This is a genomic window from Brevibacterium sp. ZH18 (assembly GCF_022748595.1).
Classification (GTDB): Bacteria; Actinomycetota; Actinomycetes; order Actinomycetales; family Brevibacteriaceae; genus Brevibacterium.
Genome location: NZ_JALDSX010000028.1, coordinates 27892 through 44514, shown reverse-complemented (window position 1 = coordinate 44514; position 16623 = coordinate 27892). Strand labels below are relative to the sequence as shown.

15 protein-coding genes are annotated in these 16623 nt (G+C 63.6%); 6 read left to right on the top strand and 9 right to left on the bottom strand.

Annotation, left to right across the window (positions count from 1 at the left end):
- Positions 1 to 78: 78 nt before the first annotated feature.
- Positions 79 to 537 carry a DUF2871 domain-containing protein gene (locus tag MPN20_RS11255; RefSeq protein WP_242782183.1) on the bottom strand — a complete coding sequence of 153 codons (459 nt, stop codon included), beginning with the start codon at positions 535 to 537 and terminating at the stop codon, positions 79 to 81.
- 145 nt (positions 538 to 682) lie between these two features.
- On the opposite strand from MPN20_RS11255, the gene MPN20_RS11250 reads away from it, so the two are divergent.
- Positions 683 to 1189, top strand: coding sequence for a hypothetical protein (locus tag MPN20_RS11250; protein WP_242782181.1), 507 nt, complete (start codon positions 683 to 685; stop codon positions 1187 to 1189).
- Positions 1190 to 1230: 41 nt separating this feature from the next.
- Here MPN20_RS11250 and MPN20_RS11245 read toward each other — a convergent pair whose 3' ends face one another.
- Positions 1231 to 2778 (bottom strand): 8-oxoguanine deaminase, encoded by a 1548-nt coding sequence (locus MPN20_RS11245; RefSeq protein WP_242782179.1) that lies wholly within the window; start codon positions 2776 to 2778, stop codon positions 1231 to 1233.
- A gap of 414 nt (positions 2779 to 3192) precedes the next feature.
- Here MPN20_RS11245 and MPN20_RS11240 point away from each other — a divergent pair, with 414 nt between their 5' ends.
- Positions 3193 to 4806: a nucleobase:cation symporter-2 family protein gene (locus MPN20_RS11240; protein WP_242782178.1), complete on the top strand. Its 1614-nt coding sequence runs from the start codon at positions 3193 to 3195 to the stop codon at positions 4804 to 4806.
- Between the two features lie 59 nt (positions 4807 to 4865).
- On the opposite strand, the gene MPN20_RS11235 is transcribed toward MPN20_RS11240, so the two are convergent.
- From MPN20_RS11235 to MPN20_RS11225, 3 genes are all read right to left on the bottom strand, one after another.
- Complete coding sequence (locus tag MPN20_RS11235) at positions 4866 to 6491, bottom strand: HNH endonuclease signature motif containing protein (RefSeq protein ID WP_242782177.1); 1626 nt, start codon at positions 6489 to 6491, stop codon at positions 4866 to 4868.
- A gap of 964 nt (positions 6492 to 7455) precedes the next feature.
- Positions 7456 to 8142 carry an HAD family phosphatase gene (locus tag MPN20_RS11230; RefSeq protein WP_242782176.1) on the bottom strand — a complete coding sequence of 229 codons (687 nt, stop codon included), beginning with the start codon at positions 8140 to 8142 and terminating at the stop codon, positions 7456 to 7458.
- 70 nt (positions 8143 to 8212) lie between these two features.
- A complete protein-coding gene (locus MPN20_RS11225) occupies positions 8213 to 8956 on the bottom strand; it encodes a M50 family metallopeptidase (RefSeq protein ID WP_242782175.1) in 744 nt (247 codons plus the stop codon).
- 396 nt (positions 8957 to 9352) lie between these two features.
- On the opposite strand from MPN20_RS11225, the gene MPN20_RS11220 reads away from it, so the two are divergent.
- Genes MPN20_RS11220 through MPN20_RS11210 form a run of 3 tightly spaced genes read left to right on the top strand, consistent with a single transcriptional unit; the run spans position 9353 to position 11707 of the window.
- A complete protein-coding gene (locus MPN20_RS11220; protein ID WP_242782174.1) occupies positions 9353 to 10219 on the top strand; it encodes a PhzF family phenazine biosynthesis protein in 867 nt (288 codons plus the stop codon).
- Between the two features lie 8 nt (positions 10220 to 10227).
- Entirely contained in the window at positions 10228 to 11244 is a 1017-nt protein-coding gene (locus MPN20_RS11215; RefSeq protein WP_242782173.1) for an isoprenylcysteine carboxylmethyltransferase family protein, read from the top strand.
- A 31-nt stretch (positions 11245 to 11275) separates the two neighbouring features.
- The gene (locus tag MPN20_RS11210; RefSeq protein WP_242782172.1) at positions 11276 to 11707 is read left to right on the top strand and encodes a YdeI/OmpD-associated family protein; all 432 of its coding nucleotides are present in this window, start codon (positions 11276 to 11278) and stop codon (positions 11705 to 11707) included.
- 144 nt (positions 11708 to 11851) lie between these two features.
- Here MPN20_RS11210 and MPN20_RS11205 read toward each other — a convergent pair whose 3' ends face one another.
- Positions 11852 to 12220 carry a VOC family protein gene (locus MPN20_RS11205; protein WP_242782170.1) on the bottom strand — a complete coding sequence of 123 codons (369 nt, stop codon included), beginning with the start codon at positions 12218 to 12220 and terminating at the stop codon, positions 11852 to 11854.
- A gap of 102 nt (positions 12221 to 12322) precedes the next feature.
- Here MPN20_RS11205 and MPN20_RS11200 point away from each other — a divergent pair, with 102 nt between their 5' ends.
- Complete coding sequence (locus MPN20_RS11200) at positions 12323 to 12769, top strand: MarR family transcriptional regulator (protein ID WP_242782168.1); 447 nt, start codon at positions 12323 to 12325, stop codon at positions 12767 to 12769.
- A 44-nt stretch (positions 12770 to 12813) separates the two neighbouring features.
- On the opposite strand, the gene MPN20_RS11195 is transcribed toward MPN20_RS11200, so the two are convergent.
- The 3 genes from MPN20_RS11195 to MPN20_RS11185 form a co-directional block, all read right to left on the bottom strand.
- The gene (locus MPN20_RS11195; protein WP_240516229.1) at positions 12814 to 13281 is read right to left on the bottom strand and encodes a VanZ family protein; all 468 of its coding nucleotides are present in this window, start codon (positions 13279 to 13281) and stop codon (positions 12814 to 12816) included.
- Between the two features lie 151 nt (positions 13282 to 13432).
- Positions 13433 to 14512, bottom strand: a complete 1080-nt coding sequence (locus MPN20_RS11190; RefSeq protein ID WP_242782166.1) for an NAD(P)-dependent alcohol dehydrogenase — start codon at positions 14510 to 14512, stop codon at positions 13433 to 13435.
- Between the two features lie 142 nt (positions 14513 to 14654).
- Positions 14655 to 16583 (bottom strand): bifunctional 3'-5' exonuclease/DNA polymerase, encoded by a 1929-nt coding sequence (locus MPN20_RS11185; protein ID WP_242782164.1) that lies wholly within the window; start codon positions 16581 to 16583, stop codon positions 14655 to 14657.
- Positions 16584 to 16623 lie beyond the last annotated feature (40 nt).

Genomic DNA, 16623 nt, shown 5'->3' with positions numbered 1-16623 from the left:
GTACTCAACGATCACGTCGTTGAGTACGGGCCCCTGGTGCCACCTCGGCGAGGGTGCGGGTTCAGCCGATCATGTTGATCAGCTCTTGATCGATGCGGACGCGGTGCTCTGGCCGGCGGTGACTGACCGGTCGGCGACGATCGCCTTCCGCAGCGATAGGAACAGGAGGACCAAGGCGACTGAGAGTGCGATGTGTCCGAGTCCGGCGATGCCAGCGATCATGGCGTTGGATTCCTGGCCGAGGACGGTCAGCATTCCGTGCCAGATCATGGTGCCTGCGGTGAGGACGATCCCTGCGTTGTAGGTCCAGAAGAACCACGAGAACATCTTCGTGCCGGAAAGCCCGAAGAGTTTGTCGAGTGCCAGGACGATCAGCAGGACGATGAAGCCGAGGGTGAGCAGGTGGGTGTGGACGACGCTGAGCTGCGTGAAGCCTCCTTCGGGAAAGTCATTGGCCTTGGTGAACTCCCGGTAGAACAGCCCGGAGAGGACGCCGATGATCATGTATGCGAATGCCGCGTTGAATATCTTCTTCATGCTTATACTTCATCAAGTTACGGCCCTGGAAACCTGACCCAGACGATTGAACTCTGTTCCCAACTTTTGATTGATGTTCGCTATCACAGTGTTCAAGTCCCAGATTTCAGGGTTGGCGAGCCACTTCAGCGGTTAGCCTGAAGACATGGCCATGGAAAGTCTGTTCGCTAAGATCGACCGAATCGCGGGTGGCAGCAAAGCTGGACTCATCGTCCCAGCCGAAGGTCTCGCCGACCCCAAGACGAAACGCGCATTCGCGTGGATCACGGGGCTGCTCATATTCGATCTCGTGCTCGGATTCGGCGCAGTGGTCTTCGCCATCATCATCGCCCGCGCGGGTGAGCCTGTCCCCTTCGCGGTCTGGATGCGCACCGTCGTCGTCCTCGGCATGACCGCCACGCTGTTCTACTTCTTCTGGCGCTCGACCAAGGGCTACTACTGGGGCTACCAGCGGCTGCGCCTGTTCGCCCAGATCTTCCCGGTCATCACCCTGGTCATGGCTGCCATTCCCGGGCTCTACCCGGTGTGGATGATCACCGAGCAGATCGTCTTCAGCCTCATCATGATCGGTGTCGGCGACTTCCTCACCAGCGACCATATGCGCGCAGTGTTCCGTAAGCCCAACACCGCGACGGGGTCCAAGGACGGCTGAGAGGTCACGCCCTCACCGATCCTGCACCGGCTTGCCCGGCTTCAGCCCGCGACGAGCTTGCGCGCCGCCTCCTGGTGGGCGGCGATGAGCGCCTCCTTGTCCAGCTGCACACCGTTGCTACCGATGGCATTGCCGTCTCTCACGCGCCACTGACCAGCGATCATCACGCGGTCGGCCTTCTCTGCCCCGCACAGGACCAGGGCCGGGATCGGATCATGCGAACCGGAGAACGCGAGGCCGTCGAGGCGGAACATCGCGAGGTCCGCCTGCTTGCCGACCTCGATGCGTCCAATGTCATCACGGCCGAGTGCTGCCGCCGATCCGCTCGTCGCCCAGTCGAGGACGCGGGCGCATGTGACGTCTTCCGAGCCGTAGCGCAGACGCTGGATGTAGAGAGCCTGCCGAACTTCGCGAATGAGGTTCGAGGCATCGTTCGACGCCGACCCATCGACACCGAGACCGACGTTGACTCCCGCATCTTCGAGCTCAACGGCTCGTGCGATGCCCGAGGCCAGCCGCATGTTCGAGGTCGGGCAGTGCGCCACAGAAGCACCAGCCTCGCCGAGGCGCCTGATCTCCTCCGTATCGAAGTGCACTCCGTGCGCCAACCAGGCGCGGTCTCCCAACCAGCCCACCGACTCGAGATAATCGACGGTGCGCAGTCCGAATCGCTCGCGGCAGAAGTCCTCTTCATCGAGGGTTTCCGCGAGGTGGGTGTGGAGACGAACATCGAGTTCCTCAGCGAGGAGCGCACTGTCGCGCATGAGTTCGGTCGTCACTGAGAACGGCGAGCACGGGGCGAAGGCGATCTGCACCTGTGCGCCAGCACCGCGCTCGTGATAGGTCTCGACCAGTCGGCGGGAATCGGCGAGGATCACGTCCGCGTCCTGCACCGTCTGCTGCGGCGGGAGTCCGCCGTCCTTCTCCCCCAAGGACATGGATCCGCGGGTGAGCATCGCACGCATGCCCAGCTTCCTGACCACGTCGACCTGGGTGTCGATCGCATCGTCCATGCCTGTCGGGAACAGATAGTGGTGGTCGGCGGCCGTGGTGCAGCCGGATTCGAGGAGCTCGGCCATCGCGACGGTGGTGGCCAGCTCGAGCGCCTTCGGCGTCAGGCGGGCCCACACCGGGTAGAGGTTGGTCAGCCACCCGAAGAGCGGCAGGTCCGCGACGGGAGCCCACGCCCGGGTCAGGGTTTGGTAGAAGTGATGGTGAGTGTTGATCAATCCGGGAGTGATCACGTGCTGGCTCGCATCGACCACCTCGGCGACGGCCTGCGGACCTCCGGCGGGCTCGCCACCGCCGGGGACGAGTTCGACGATGGTCCCCGAATCGGTGTCGACGACGATTCCGCCTGCGGCCAGGCTCGCATCGACGTCGCGACCAAGATGAACGGCCTTGGGGTTGCGCAGCCAGAGCTTCGCTCCTGGGGCGGAAGATGCGGGTGATGAAGCTGTAGACCCTGAAGCTGCGGGCCCTGAAGTTGAGGCCCCTGAAGCTGTGGACCCGTCGCCAGATTCTGAGGGTACAGAGGTTACGGAAAGTACGGCGGGCTCGCCTGTGATTGAACCATGTGACTGAGACATGTGCGTCGCCTTTCGCTGACAGCGCGGAGACCTACGTCTCTGCTCGTGTTCAGTGGCGACACGGCTGGGGGGCACCGCCACCAGCTCAGGTTTCACGGCGTCTGCTGCTCCGCCGACCGATGCGATTTGTATCTGAGATGAACACCGACAAGACTGCACTCTAGCATGTGTGCGAGGTCACGAAATTGAGTTGCCATCGCTGGAGCATTCACTTAGCATTCTGCGATAAGGAAAAATAATTTCGCATGTTGGAAATTGAAACGTCCAATACGCTCAGCAACATGACGCATAGCCACACAGCCCAAACACACCCAGCAGAGAAACTGATCCTCATTCGTTGCGGTCCGACCAGGTGCCATAGCTGACACTGGAGCCGAGTTCGCGATTCGGAGGAAGAAATCGATGGAGATACAGATGTCGGTATCCAAGGAATCAGCGCAGAACAGCTCGCCCGCCCGGAAGCAGAAATCACTTCGCGCGGAGGATCAGAAACTGCCGATCGGCACGTCGTTCGCGTACGGTCTCCAGCACGTGCTCACGATGTACGGCGGCATCATTGCCGTGCCTCTCATCATCGGCAACGCCGCCGGACTTGACCCTGACGGCATCAGCATCCTCATCGCATCATGCCTGTTCATGGGTGGGCTGGCAACGGTCCTGCAGTCGTGGGGCGTACCGTTCTTCGGGTCCCAGCTGCCCCTGGTTCAGGGTGTGTCATTCGCCGGTGTAGCCACGATGACATCCATCATCGCCGGTGGCGACGGGCTCCCAGAAGTCTTCGGAGCCGTGATCGTCGCCTCGGCGATCGGCTTGATCGTCGCACCGGCCTTCGCGCTCATCGTGAAGTTCTTCCCACCGGTCGTCACCGGCACGGTCATCACGACGATCGGTCTTTCACTCATGCCCGTTGCCGCTGGTTGGGCCATGGGCGGCAACGCCGAGGCGCCGGACTACGGCAGTGCGACGAACATTCTCATTGCGGTCGGCACCTTGGCCATCGTGCTGATTCTCAGCCGCATCCCAGTGGCCGTGGTCTCTCAGCTCTCGATCCTCTTGGCGATCGTCCTCGGCACCGTCATCTGCCTCATCTTCGGCTGGGCCGACTTCTCCCATGTGCTCGATCGCGGCGTGTTCGCCTTCCCGCAGCCCTTCGCCTTCGGGATGCCGACATTCTCCGCAGCGGCAATCGTGTCGATGTTCATCGTCGTCATCGTCACCTTCGCCGAGACGACTGCGGACATCATCGCAGTCGGCGAGATCGTCAAGACCAAGGTCAATTCCAAGCGCATCGCAGCAGGACTGCGCGCCGACATGCTGTCGTCAGCCGTGTCCCCGATTTTCAACTCGTTCACCCAGTCCGCGTTCGCGCAGAACGTCGGGCTCGTGGCGATCACAGGCGTCAAGTCGCGCTACGTGGTCACCGCCGGTGGTGCCATCCTCGTCGTCCTTGGTCTGCTGCCAGTCATGGGTGGCGTTGTGGCCGCAATTCCGTCGCCAGTTCTCGGCGGCGCGGGAATCGTCCTCTTCGGCACGGTCGCAGCATCGGGTATCCGCACGCTGTCCAAGGTCGAATATGAGGGCAACCTCAACATGATCCTCGTGGCCGTGTCCCTGGCCTTCGGCATCATCCCGGTCGTCGAGCCTGACTTCTACAACGCATTCCCGTCGTGGGTCGGAATCATCCTCCACTCGGGAATCTCCTCGGCCACACTGATGGCGGTGCTCCTCAACCTCGTCTTCAACCACATCGGCGCCAAAGACAAGGACCGCTCCGACCGGTCGGTCTTCGTCGCCGGCTCAGGCCGAGTCATCCGCAAGGAAGACCTGCAGCGCCTACTCAATGACCAGGAGATTCTGGCCGAAGGCGACACCATCAAAGAGGCCAAAGTCGTCGACCACAACGGCGCGGAGATTCCCGTTGTCACAGATCGTCAGCATGAGAAGGTCGTCGAGGCCGTCAAGAAGGGCGAGGTCAAGACTCAGGAAGACGTTCACCGCGTGATCCGCGAGTCGGACCCCGAAAGCTGAGGTCATCAGAGCGCCGAGGTTGGCCGACGAATACGCCCAACCGAAGGTGAGGTGACCCGTCAGAACGGCGGGCGCTCCCCTGAGTCCCATATCCATTCGTTCTGCACCGTGCTCGAACTGATGAATGGATTGGACTTCACCCATCCGGGCTTCCCATCGCCGGGTGCTGGGCCCGGTCGCTGTTCCGAGACACAGGTGTCCCCGTGAAATGGACGTCCCACTGGCGGGGACTTCGGCGCAGGTGGATTCGTTGGATCAGGTATGCCATTGACCTGATCTCCGGTTCCCGGAGGCGGCTTCTCCCTGAAATGCACTTCATCGAACAGCTTCGCGTGTTCCGCATTGATCGGATGGTCTCCGGGACTGACCTCTGCGGTGATTCCATGGCGGAATACGTATTCCAAGAGGCCGGTTCGAGGCATGCGCACTGAATATCTGCGATCCGTCTTGGCTTGGTGATGCATTTTGCACAGCGGATGGAGATTCTCGAAGCGAGTCAGACCGCCCTGTTCCGGATGATCGTGATCAAAGGGGACGATGTGGTCGATCTCCGACGTCTCTGCTCGCCGGATGCACCCCGGAATGGTGCACATCTGCCATTTCGCCACCAGCGTCTGACGGATCGCCGCCGGGATCTGATAGGTGGTCGCCTTCGCATCGATCGGCGTTCCAGTCGCAGGGTCAGTGAGAATGCGAGTCCACGTCTTCGAGTGGCCAGCAACCCGCCGTACGGTGTCTGCCGGGATAGGTGATCCGCTGGAGAAGGACCCTGGAAGGTCGGAGTCACCGGTGAGCGTGAGGAACGGGACCGTAGTGATCATCCTGGCCTGGGATTCGAACCATTGGCCGTGCGTCGGCATCGTGAGAACAGCGAATGCTTGGACGTCCTCGTCGCCGGCGGCACGTCCGGAACGCGCACCGGATCCCGCGGCCGACTCGGCACTCGAGGTTGCCCCGGCAGCTGCCTCGTTCACGGCATTGATCACGTCTTCCGGTGTCACCGAGGTGCCATTGAGCCCGTCCCTGTCCAAGGGAATGTCTCGGGTTGAGGTCTCGCCGGTGGTCGTGTTGTTGGAGGTGACCTGAATCTTCAGCTGCGGGCATGTGCGAGTCAGGATGTCGAACATAAGAGCGTCGATCCCGCGATCGTCGTCCATGGACGCACCAGTAGGCATCTGATCACTGAATGGAGCGATATTGCCTGAATGTATTGCACGCGCAAAGGCTGCGATTCTGAGATAGCACGCCTGCAGTTCGGGAGCAGGGCCAGTCAGCGTGAGGTAAGCAGTCCCGTCGGGGGTGGTGGTGATGTCGACACGCCTCCGCTTGCTCGCTTCCTCGAGGCGGTCTTCAAGCGGCTCCAGAACCGCTATCTTCATTCCCAACGATTTCTTAAACGTCTCGATCGTGATGTCGGCACGTCGTTCTGCGAGATAGTCGTCAACCGCGGGAAGATTCTCGAACTTCACATCCTTGCAGGCGTGCGCGGTGGCGTTCACGTGCTCAATGGTGAAGTCGCCAGCCAAGCAGCGCTGATAGAACTTCGGGAGCCCGTGGATCAGCGTCATCGCTGATGTGATCTGGGTATAGGCCTTTGCTGTGGTCGAGCCCATCACCGTGGTGAATTCAGCAATGTCCTCTGCCTGTGACAGTTCGTGAACCCACCCGTAGAAGGTCTGATTCATTCGGAATTTGGGAAACGACGGCAACTTGGATCCGCCCCCTTGGGATCCGCTCTCCGTCGATGCGTTCCCCTTCGATGCGTTCCCCTTCGATCCGCTCCCTGTCGATGCGTTGCCCTCTGTTGCATTCGCCTTCGTACCACCGTTCGTCGAGGCATTCTTCTTCGAACAGCTCGGGCGTGCCTCTCGACGGTATCTTCTGACTGTCTCGGCGATCGTGGCGTGCTGGTACGGGGATTCCGGATGCGGATTGAAGAGACGAAGGTTTTCGACGGTCTCGCTGAAGAACAGTCCCGCTGAGACATCAAGGACCGAAAGCTGGGCGCGATCACTGGCAGCAAATACATCGACAGCATCCGCGAAGGGAGAGTCGGCATCGATGCTGAGACGGCGGGCGGAGCGCGGGGGCGCCCCCGGCTCCGTCGACCCAGCTGACTGAGAGGGACCGGTCGAAGTGGAGTCAGCAGTTTCAGTCGTTTCGGGATTCTCAACAGACCCAGTGGAATCGGCGGAGTCGGCGGAATTTGAAGAACCAGCGGAATCGGTCGGCTCATGGGCAGGTTCGGAAGCGGTGCTGTCGGAATCGGAGGGGTGCTTCACTGGTGGTCACCTGCTCTTCACGTCGGTGTGAGTGCCTACCTCTATTCTACTCGTCAATTCCAACAATGAATGTAACAGTTCGATTACAACTAGAACATCAATACTATTATCGACACGCAGTCACATCTTTATACTGAACCCTCTTCGGCCGAAAACAGTTCACTCGGCCGGCAAACCTGACCCCGAAAACCCGAACCGACCGCACCAAACCCGGCCCGACCGTGCCTCGCCCGCACCACATCCGACGGCACCAGCCCCGCCCGCACCACATCCGACCCGCCCGCACGAGCCCCGCCCCGAAAACCCGACCCGACCGCACCAGCGTCGGCAGCCTCCCTCACCGCCCGCCCCGCGCTCTTCCACCCAGTCAGCTCGCCTGGACAGTCAGCAGTCCCAGCAGCTGGCCCATCGCGTCGAACGTTTCGTCAGCACCGGCCGCCATCAGGGTTTCCGGGCTCTGATGAACCGGGGAATCCGGGCAGAAGCCGAGCACATGAGAACCTGCAGCTCGCCCCGCGATGACGCCGGTGGGCGAATCTTCGATCACGGCCGCCTCGGCGGGATCGACCCCCAATGCGCGAGCAGCGGCGAGGTACACGTCCGGGGCCGGCTTCGACTTCGGCAGCTCCATTCCGGAGAAGATCCGGCCCTCGAACACGTCGAAGAGGCCGATCTTCTTCAGCTGCATATCGATCTTGGGGCGATCAGCGCTCGAAGCGCACGCGAGGAGGCCGGGATAGACGGCGTCAAGGGCACGGACCGCCTCGGCGACTCCGGGAATCGCCTCCAATGAGGCCTCGAGCGCGACGTTGCGACGCCGCCGGAACTCGGTCAGCCACTCGGCGTCGATGCGGAATCCGGTGTGTTCTTCGATCACGTCGACCTGGTCACGGAGCATCTTTCCGACGAAACGGGACAGGCACTCCTCTCGGCTGAGCTGCCAGCCCAGGTCGTGCAGCATCCCGCGCAGCACCGTATTGGTGATGTTCTCGGAATCGACGAGCACGCCGTCGCAGTCGAACAGGACAGCAGAGTATTTCGGCTTGAGTTCCATACTGTCGATTCTTCCATCCGGTCCGGACGCGAATGCCCGCGCCTACGATCCCTTCACGACCCGAACCTGTCTACGCCATGATTGCTGCGGAGTACAGAATGTACGCCGAGGTGAGCGCACAGACGCCGATGACCAGGGTAAACAGCGTCAACCACATCCCTGCGGGGACGCTCGATCCCTGGCTGAGGATGAAAGCGTCGGACTGCTGGACGTGACGGCGTCGGGTGTGGACGCGGATCACCTTGACGAGGTCCTTGAGCGAGCCGATGACCAGGGCTGTTCCCAGTCCCGCCACAAAGACGGCGATCCATTCGACAGGCAGGAACACGACGACGAGCTGTGCGGCCACTGCTGTGACCACGGCAATCGCGGCTCCCGCGAGGTTGCGGATGAAAATGAGGGCGACCAGCAGGATGAGCGCGCCGATCGACAGCGCCAACGGCGCCCACCCGTGAATCGCCGAGGTGATGAGGACCAATCCCAGAACGCCGGGGGCCGGATACCCCCAGAAGCCCGACCAGGTGGCGGAGAAGCCGACTCGGCCAAAGGAGTTCATCTGTCCTGAATGGTCGAAGTTCAGTGAGATCCCCTTGACTACACGTCCTGTCATCAGCGCTGCGAACGCGTGCCCGAGCTCGTGGACGAACGTGACGAAGAGGCCGAAGAACCGCCAGACCGCCGGGGTCAGCGTGACGATCAGAGGGATACCGATGACCATGAGCAGCTGGACCACGCCCAGCTCCAAGTCATCTTGCCGCCCGAATCCGGACGTGATGGCATCCCACCACGTAGCCACGCCCTGCTTCAGATCCATGAAGGCACTCCCCGCATCGCCGCCACCGCGGGCGCCTCTGACTTCAGTTGCTCGTCCATAGCAGCCCAGTCTATGAAGCGAGTCTGTACGGAGTCCTCAGCTGATCGACAGTCATCGGCCAGCAACCGCTGAGCCACCCCACACTCCCTGATCCTTCCAGCAACCGCTGACCCACCCCACACTCCCCGACCCATCCAGCAAGTGCGGACCCATCCAGCATTCCCTGACCCATCCAGCACTCCCCCGTCTGAACCGACACGTCCCTTGACCCTCACCATCGCTCAATCCCCGGTCCCATCCACGGTGCGCTCCGGCCCGCGTCCCTGACCTGGAGGCTCAGGCGATTACGATGGGAACTAGCACTCCTCTGCTGCTCATCCCCGAAAAGGAGCACATATGCCCCATAATCGAGCATTCGCCCAGGTCGACGTCTTCTCCGCCGAGCCTTACCACGGCAACCCCGTCGCCGTGGTGCTCGATGCTGACGGACTTGCCGATGAGGAGATGGCCCGGATCGCGAACTGGACGAACCTGTCGGAGACGACTTTCGTCCTCCCCCCGACTGATCCGGCCGCCGACTATCGACTGCGTATCTTCACTCCCGCCCGGGAACTCCCCTTCGCCGGTCACCCCACACTCGGTTCGGCTGCCGCGTGGCTGGCCGCCGGCGGCGTGCCCCGCAATGACGGCGCCCTGATCCAGGAGTGCGGTGCGGGACTCGTCGATATCCGCCGAGGCGACCGGACGTTGGCATTCGCCGCTCCCGAACGTCTCCGCTCGGGCCCACTCGACGAGGACTTCGTCACCCAGATCGCGCAGGCTCTGCACCTCGAACGCGAGGACATCCTCGACCACCAGTGGGCCGACAACGGTCCCGGCTGGGCCGCAGTGAGGTTGGCCAGCGCCGCGCAGGTCCTCGCTCTCGAACCGGATTTCTCACAGATTCCCGATACCAAGCTCGGCGTCCTCGGCGCCCATCCGGCCGGCTCAGACCACGAGTACGAGATCCGCGCCTTCGTGCCGGGCGTAGGAGTGGCCGAGGATCCCGTCACCGGCAGCCTCAACGCCTCCGTCGCGCAATGGCTCATCGGAGCCGGCCTCGCACCCGAAAAGTACACGGTCACCCAGGGCACCGCCTTGGGACGGGCCGGCGTCATCGAGATCTCCCGCGAAGCCCGCGCAGACGAAGGGAACCCCGACGCAGACACAATCTGGGTCGGCGGAGCCACGACCGTCTGCTTCCATGGGACGGCGTTCGCATGAGCCCTTCAATGAAAGAGCCGACCAGGCACCTCCGTCCGACGACGCGGCCGAGGATCTTCCACGCCCGCATGTACTTCGCCCTGCAGGCACTCGTCGGGGCTGCCTGGTGGCTCGGAATCTCCACGCTTCCAACGCTGCGCGACGCGACTCTCGGCGGGATCGACCCGGTCCTCGCCTCCTCTGTTCACATCCCGCTCTTCGTCATCGCCTCGGCGATCGTCGCACTCAACGTCCGCTGGGCCGTGTTCATCGTCGTGCCCTGGACCGTCCTGCTCACGATCGGGCTCATCATCTATGCCACCGTGACCGCCCAGGCGGGTCTGGGTGCCGTACTCATGGTCGCCGCATCGGTGGGCAGCGTCATCGCCGGGATCCTCATGCTCACGGGCAAGGTCCCGTCCGAGCGTCTCCTCGTCGGCCCGTTCGCCTTCAGGAGTTCGCGCACGCGTGTGCGCTCACAGGTGCTGCTGCGGACGACGGTTCAGCTCATCGTGTTCTGGGTCGTGTTCCTCATCATCGTGCCAGCGATCATCAACTCGTTCGAACAGCGGTGGGAGCTGGTCGTGAAGACGTCGATCCTCGTCGCTGTGGCCGGGTTCGCGCTCCTCGCTCTCTCCACCGTCATCGGCGTGTGGTCAGCACGCGCGATTGCGAACTTCGGATCCGGCACTGCGCTGCCCTCCGAGATGGCCAACCACCTCGTCGTGCGGGGGCCCTACGCCTTCGTCCGCAATCCGATGGCCATCGCCGGCCTCGGGCAGGGAGTGGCGGTCGGACTCCTCTTCGGATCGTGGATGGTCATCGCCTACGCAGTGGTCGGTTCGCTGCTGTGGAACTGGCTGGTGATCCCGCATGAGGAGGACGATCTCAGACAGCGCTTCGGCGCCGAGTACGACACATACTGCCTGCGTGTGGCCCGGTGGCTGCCTCGCTACTCCGGGTACGACAGTGACGCTGAGCCTGACAACGACGCTGAGCCCGGCAGTGACGCTGAGACTGACAGCGAAACTCAGCCCAACAGCTGACGCTGAGCCCGGCAACGCGTAGAGTTCGGCCATGGTCACCTTCACGACGACTCTTCTGCAGCTGGGCAACAACGTCGGCATCGAGGTGCCCGAGGACGTCGTGCTCGGCTTCGGCGCCGGAAAGAGAGTCCCGGTCATCGTCACGATCGCCGGCTACTCCTACACCTCGACCACTGCGGTGATGGGCGGGAGGTTCCTCCTGCCGCTGGCCAAGGAGCACCGCGAGACGATCGGCGTCTCCGGCGGCGAAACCCACGAGGTGACCTTGACCCACGACACGTCGTCCCGGGAGACCCCGGTTCCTGATGACCTCGCCGAGGCACTCGATCGTTCCCACGTTCGCGAGGCCTTCGATGTGCTGGCTCCTTCGAAGCGCAAGGAGCACGTCCGACAGGTCGAGTCGGCGAAGGCCGAAGAGACGCGGCAGCGCCGGATCACGAAGATCATCGATTCGCTGACCTGAGCTGACCTGAGCTGAGCGAGCAGCCGGTTCCCTGAACCACCACACCTCGCCGGGGCGGTCATCCACGGATGCTCGGCCTCTCGCGATTCCGTATCGGATGCGCGCAATCCTGTATCGGCCTCGCTCAGCCCTCTACGGCTCAGCTCAGCTCGCGTTGTGGACGGTGACCGCGTAGCCATCGGGATCGACGAAGGTGAAGGTCAATCCGAAGGGGCTGGGTGCGGGCGAACGCAGAATCGCGACGCCGGCCTCACCCAGACGGTCATGGAGTTCCTGCGCGTCATCGCAGCTGAACCACAGTGCAACGCCTGTTCCCGGACGCTCGACCGAATCGAGATCGACGTCGGGCAGCGGCTCACGGACGGCAAATGGAATCGGAGAGGTCGTGAAGACGACCGCACCGGGAGGTCCCGCGGGTGCTCGCGTGAGTCCGATCGTGTTCTCGTAGAAGTCTGCGGCCTTCTCCAGGTCTCGCACCTGCAGTGCCACGAAGTCGGGCCCTGTGACAGTCATAATCGTCTCCATTGCTCAGTAGATATTGCTCAGTCGGTATTGCTCAGCCGGTATTTTTCATGTCAGGTTTCTGACATCATCAATGAATGTCAGAATACTTACATGAGTCAAGACCCCGGAAGTCTCGAGTCGATGCTCGGCTATCAGCTCAAGCATCTGCAGTCCGTGCTGCGTTCGCGGATGGATGAGGCGCTGCGACCGTTGGACCTGTCGACCCCGCAGTACGCGTGCCTGGAACTGCTGAAGCGATCTCCCGGGGCGTCGAATTCGGAGCTTGCTCGCGGTGGATTCGTCACACGGCAGACGATGAACACCATGCTGCGCGGGCTCCAGGACCGCGGGCTCGTCACGCGCCCGGAGAAGGCGACGAGCGGGAGAGTGCTGCCGACGACCCTGACCGAGAAGGGTGAAGAGGCACTCGCCGGTGCGGTCGCACGCGTCGAGGAGATCTCAGCGCTCATGGTTTCGCCGCTCAATGACTCGCAGAGGAGCCACCTCGCCGAGGCGCTCGACCGATGCATCGACGCACTCAGCTCAGACGCCTCATAACTCGCCCGCAGATCCTTGCCCGCAAGATCATTTGATCTTGGCGACTACCGAACGACGGGGTCCGCAGTGTCCTGTTTCTTCAGCGGCGGCAGGATGACCATCAGAATCAGTCCGAGCACAGCACCGACTCCCGCTCCGATGGTATTCGTGACGAGATCGCTGATGGTTCCATAGCGGGTCGGCGAGAGCAGGGTCGCCTGAGTGCCTTCGATGATGCAGGTGAACGCCGCACCGGCCACCCAGCCGAGCCACCAGCGCCTGCGACCGAGGTGCAAAGCGAGCAGGAACCCGAATGGGATGAACATCGCGACATTGGCCAACAGCTCGACCCGAGTGTAGGTGAGCCAGGCCGTCAGCCGATGTGCCGCGAAGAACTCGAGCAGCTTGCCGATCGGCCCTCCGGGACTGACGTCGAGCTGGTACGGGGTCAGCGTCATGAGCCCGATGAAGAGAGTGTAGAGAATCAGCAGCACGAGAGGAGCATCGCCCATCCGCCGCCCATGACCTGTCATGCGGCAGATTCTACTCTCGCCGCCTGGGCGCCAGTCTCTTCTGGAGGTGGGGATCTGAGCGCAGACGTACGAGCGCAGACGTACGAGTGCAGACGAAGGGGGCCGTCCCACCAATGAGGTGGAACGGCCCCCTTCGAACAACGCCTGAGGCTCAGGCCACAGGCACAGCCTCGGCAAAGGTTGAGGTGTCGATGACGGCACGGAAGTACACGTCTCCGGCGACGACGCGATCGTAGGTCGCATCCGCCTCGGCGACTCCGATGGTCTCGATCTTCGCGGCGATGCCGTGCTCGGCGCAGAAGTCGAGCATCTCCTGGGTTTCGGCGATGCCGCCGATGTTCGATCCCGCGAGCACCTTGGCGCCGCCGATGACCGAGCCGAACGACAGCGACTGCTTCTCAGGAGGCAGACCGACGACGGCCATGACGCCGCGCGGCTTGAGCAGGCGCAGGTAACGGTCGACGGGGATGTCTGCACTGATCGTGTTGAGGATGATGTCGAACTCACCGCGGTGGCTGCTGAAGAAGTCCTCGTCGGTGGTCGCGAGCATCTGCTTCGCACCCAGCTCGAGTGCGGCCTTCTCCTTAGTCAGCGTGCGGGAGAGGACGGTGACGTCGGCGCCCATGGCAACGGCGATCTGCACGCCCATGTGGCCGAGGCCGCCCAGGCCCAGCACGGCGACCTTCTTGGGAGCGCCGTCCTTGGCCTCTGCTGCACCCCAGCGCGCCAGCGGCTGGTAGGTGGTGATTCCCGCGCAGAGCAGCGGAGCCGCGACGTCGAAGTCGAGCGCATCGGGGAGCCGTACGACAAAGCGCTCGTTGACGACGACCTTCTCGGAGTAGCCGCCCTGAGTGATGGTGCCGTCCACGTCGGTGGAGTTGTAGGTGCCGACGCTGCCGCTCAGGCAGTTCTGCTCCTGACCGGCGCGACATTCCTCGCACTCGCCACACGAGTTGACCATGCAGCCCACGCCCACGCGGTCGCCGACCTTCCAGTCAGTGACGTCGGAGCCGACGGCCTCGACGACACCGGCGATCTCGTGGCCCACGGTCAGTGGGAAGTGGGCCTCGCCCCATTCGTTGCGAATGGTGTGGATGTCGCTGTGGCAGATCCCGGCGGCCTTGATGTCGATGACCACGTCATCGGGACGCGGATCGCGACGCTCGATGGTGCCGACGCGGAATGGCTGGTCGGCTCCGGTCTTCTGCAGTGCCTTGACGGTGAATGCCATGCGGGCTCCTCTGTTTGTTGTGTGTCGGTGGGTTGGTTGTGTGATTTGACGCCCTTTATCCAGCGACGATCGCTGCCACCTTATTCCCGGAACTGCGATTCTATTGTGCTACTCACAGCTTCGCAGGGCTGACGGTCCCTCCCTAGTCTTTGATCGCCCGCTCGGAGATCGTGAGGTCGAGTGGGAAGTCCACCGGAGCGTCGCCGAACAGGAGCCTTCCCGCCGAGGCGGCCGCCTGTCTGATCGCTTCCGCCGCGTCCTCGGCCTGCTCGGCAGGACTATGGACGATGACCTCATCGTGGAGGAAGAAGACCAGGTGAGCCCGCCGCGAGAAGACCGGTCCCGAAGCTGTGGCCAGAGCCCCCGCCCCATCCCGCGCCGAGGCGGGTCCCGGGTTCGCCCCATCTTCCGCCGAGGTGGGCCCTGGGTTCACATCATCGATCGCGGGCAGCCGCGACAACCGGAGTCGGAGGTCGGCCAGCCAGGCCAGCGCCCATTCGGCGGCTGTGCCCTGGACGACGAAGTTGCGGGTGAATCGTCCCTGGTCACCGGCCGAGCGCCGGGCTCGGTTCTCGTCCTGCGGTGTGGCGTCGAACTGATTCGCCGCCGACTGCAGCTGCTTCCATCCCTCGCTGGGGACCGGGGACGTTCGACCGAGCCACGTGGACACGACACCGCCGCCCGCTCCCACCTCGGCGGCGGAGTCGACGAGGGCCATCGCCGCCGGGAAGCTCGTGCGCAGCCGGGGCACGAGGCGCCCGCTGTCGCCGGTCGTGGACCCGTACATCGCGCCGAGGACAGCGATCTTCGCCTCCTGCCGGGTCGCTACGATGCCTTCGTCAACGATTCCCGAATACAGGTCTTTGCCTCGGCCCGCTTCGGCCATGGCACGGTCGCCGGACATCGCGGCGAGCGCCCGCGGTTCCAGCTGGGCGACATCGGCTGAGATCAGCCGCCAGCCCGGATCAGCACGCAGGGCTGGGCGCAGCTGGCGCGGGATCTGCAGGGCTCCGCCGCCGCTGGCAGCCCACCGGCCGGTGACGACTCCGCCGGGGACGTAGACCGGACGGTAGCGACCTTCGGAGACCCACTCGTCGAGCCAGGTCCAGCCGTTGGCCGTGAGCAGCCGCGCCTGCTTCTTGTATTCGAGCAGCGGCTCGATCGCGGGATGATCACTCTGCTGCAGCTCCCATTTCGAGGTCGAGGCGACGTTGATGCCGGCAGCGTGCAGAGAGTGGAGGAGCCGGACGTGGGAGTCGAGATTCGCCCGCGGATCGTCGAGAGCGGCACGGACCGCCTCGGCGGTGACGAGCATCTTCTCAGGCTTCGCGTCTCGGGCGGGCCGTGGGCCGAGCTCGGCGGCGAGGATCCGGTCGTGCTCGTCGACGTCCCAGGGCACACCGGCGGCCTGCATCTCCGCGGCCACGAGCCCGCCAGCCGATTCCGCGGCGAGGAGGAGCCGCAGGCGGCCGGGGTCCGAGGCACCTGACTGGGCGGCCATCTGCCGGGCGAATTCCGCCAACGTCGAATCGATGTCGTGCGGTACCTCTTTGATCCGGCGGCGACGGCTGTCGTCGACGTAGGCGTCGACATCGAAGAGCGCCTCCGTCTCATCGACCTCCGGGGCGGACACCGGTCCGGCCTCCCACTCCTCGGCGGCGGTCACGGCACTGCGGTCGGTGACGAGTTCGGAGCGCATGAGGATCGCATGCGTCAGGCGCAGATCGAATCCACGCTCGATGCTCACCCCTGCGGCCAACAGCGGCGGGTACCACTTCGGGGTGTCACTGAGGACCCACCTCGGCGAGTTCCGCCTGACCCCGTGCTCACTGACCCTGTGGTCACTGACCCTGTGGTCACTGACCCCGCGGTCCCAGGCCCCATGCTCACTGCCCCCGTGCTCACTGCCCCCGTGCTCACGGGATCGGACGAACTCGGGCAGATCCGCCTCGGCGAGTTCGACCCGGTTGATCTCGGCTCCGTCACGGTCGAGGTCGACGGCCACCACACGTCCGCGTTCGGCACGGCCGAGCACGCACCAAGCGGGAGTCGAAGTGGAGGAGTCGGGCATACTCCCACCCTACTGCGCGGCCCCGACACGCCACCGTCCC

Bases quoted from the DNA above. Each gene is read 5' to 3' on its own strand.
- MPN20_RS11225 (WP_242782175.1), bottom strand. From the start codon at position 8,956: ATGGATCTGAAGCAGGGCGTGGCTACGTGGTGGGATGCCATCACGTCC.
- MPN20_RS11240 (WP_242782178.1), top strand. From the start codon at position 3,193: ATGTCGGTATCCAAGGAATCAGCGCAGAACAGCTCGCCCGCCCGGAAG.
- MPN20_RS11245 (WP_242782179.1), bottom strand. From the start codon at position 2,778: ATGTCTCAGTCACATGGTTCAATCACAGGCGAGCCCGCCGTACTTTCC.
- MPN20_RS11215 (WP_242782173.1), top strand. From the start codon at position 10,228: ATGAAAGAGCCGACCAGGCACCTCCGTCCGACGACGCGGCCGAGGATC.
- MPN20_RS11255 (WP_242782183.1), bottom strand. From the start codon at position 537: ATGAAGAAGATATTCAACGCGGCATTCGCATACATGATCATCGGCGTC.
- MPN20_RS11200 (WP_242782168.1), top strand. From the start codon at position 12,323: ATGAGTCAAGACCCCGGAAGTCTCGAGTCGATGCTCGGCTATCAGCTC.
- MPN20_RS11190 (WP_242782166.1), bottom strand. From the start codon at position 14,512: ATGGCATTCACCGTCAAGGCACTGCAGAAGACCGGAGCCGACCAGCCA.
- MPN20_RS11220 (WP_242782174.1), top strand. From the start codon at position 9,353: ATGCCCCATAATCGAGCATTCGCCCAGGTCGACGTCTTCTCCGCCGAG.
- MPN20_RS11250 (WP_242782181.1), top strand. From the start codon at position 683: ATGGCCATGGAAAGTCTGTTCGCTAAGATCGACCGAATCGCGGGTGGC.
- MPN20_RS11205 (WP_242782170.1), bottom strand. From the start codon at position 12,220: ATGACTGTCACAGGGCCCGACTTCGTGGCACTGCAGGTGCGAGACCTG.
- MPN20_RS11185 (WP_242782164.1), bottom strand. From the start codon at position 16,583: ATGCCCGACTCCTCCACTTCGACTCCCGCTTGGTGCGTGCTCGGCCGT.
- MPN20_RS11230 (WP_242782176.1), bottom strand. From the start codon at position 8,142: ATGGAACTCAAGCCGAAATACTCTGCTGTCCTGTTCGACTGCGACGGC.
- MPN20_RS11195 (WP_240516229.1), bottom strand. From the start codon at position 13,281: ATGACAGGTCATGGGCGGCGGATGGGCGATGCTCCTCTCGTGCTGCTG.
- MPN20_RS11235 (WP_242782177.1), bottom strand. From the start codon at position 6,491: ATGAATCAGACCTTCTACGGGTGGGTTCACGAACTGTCACAGGCAGAG.
- MPN20_RS11210 (WP_242782172.1), top strand. From the start codon at position 11,276: ATGGTCACCTTCACGACGACTCTTCTGCAGCTGGGCAACAACGTCGGC.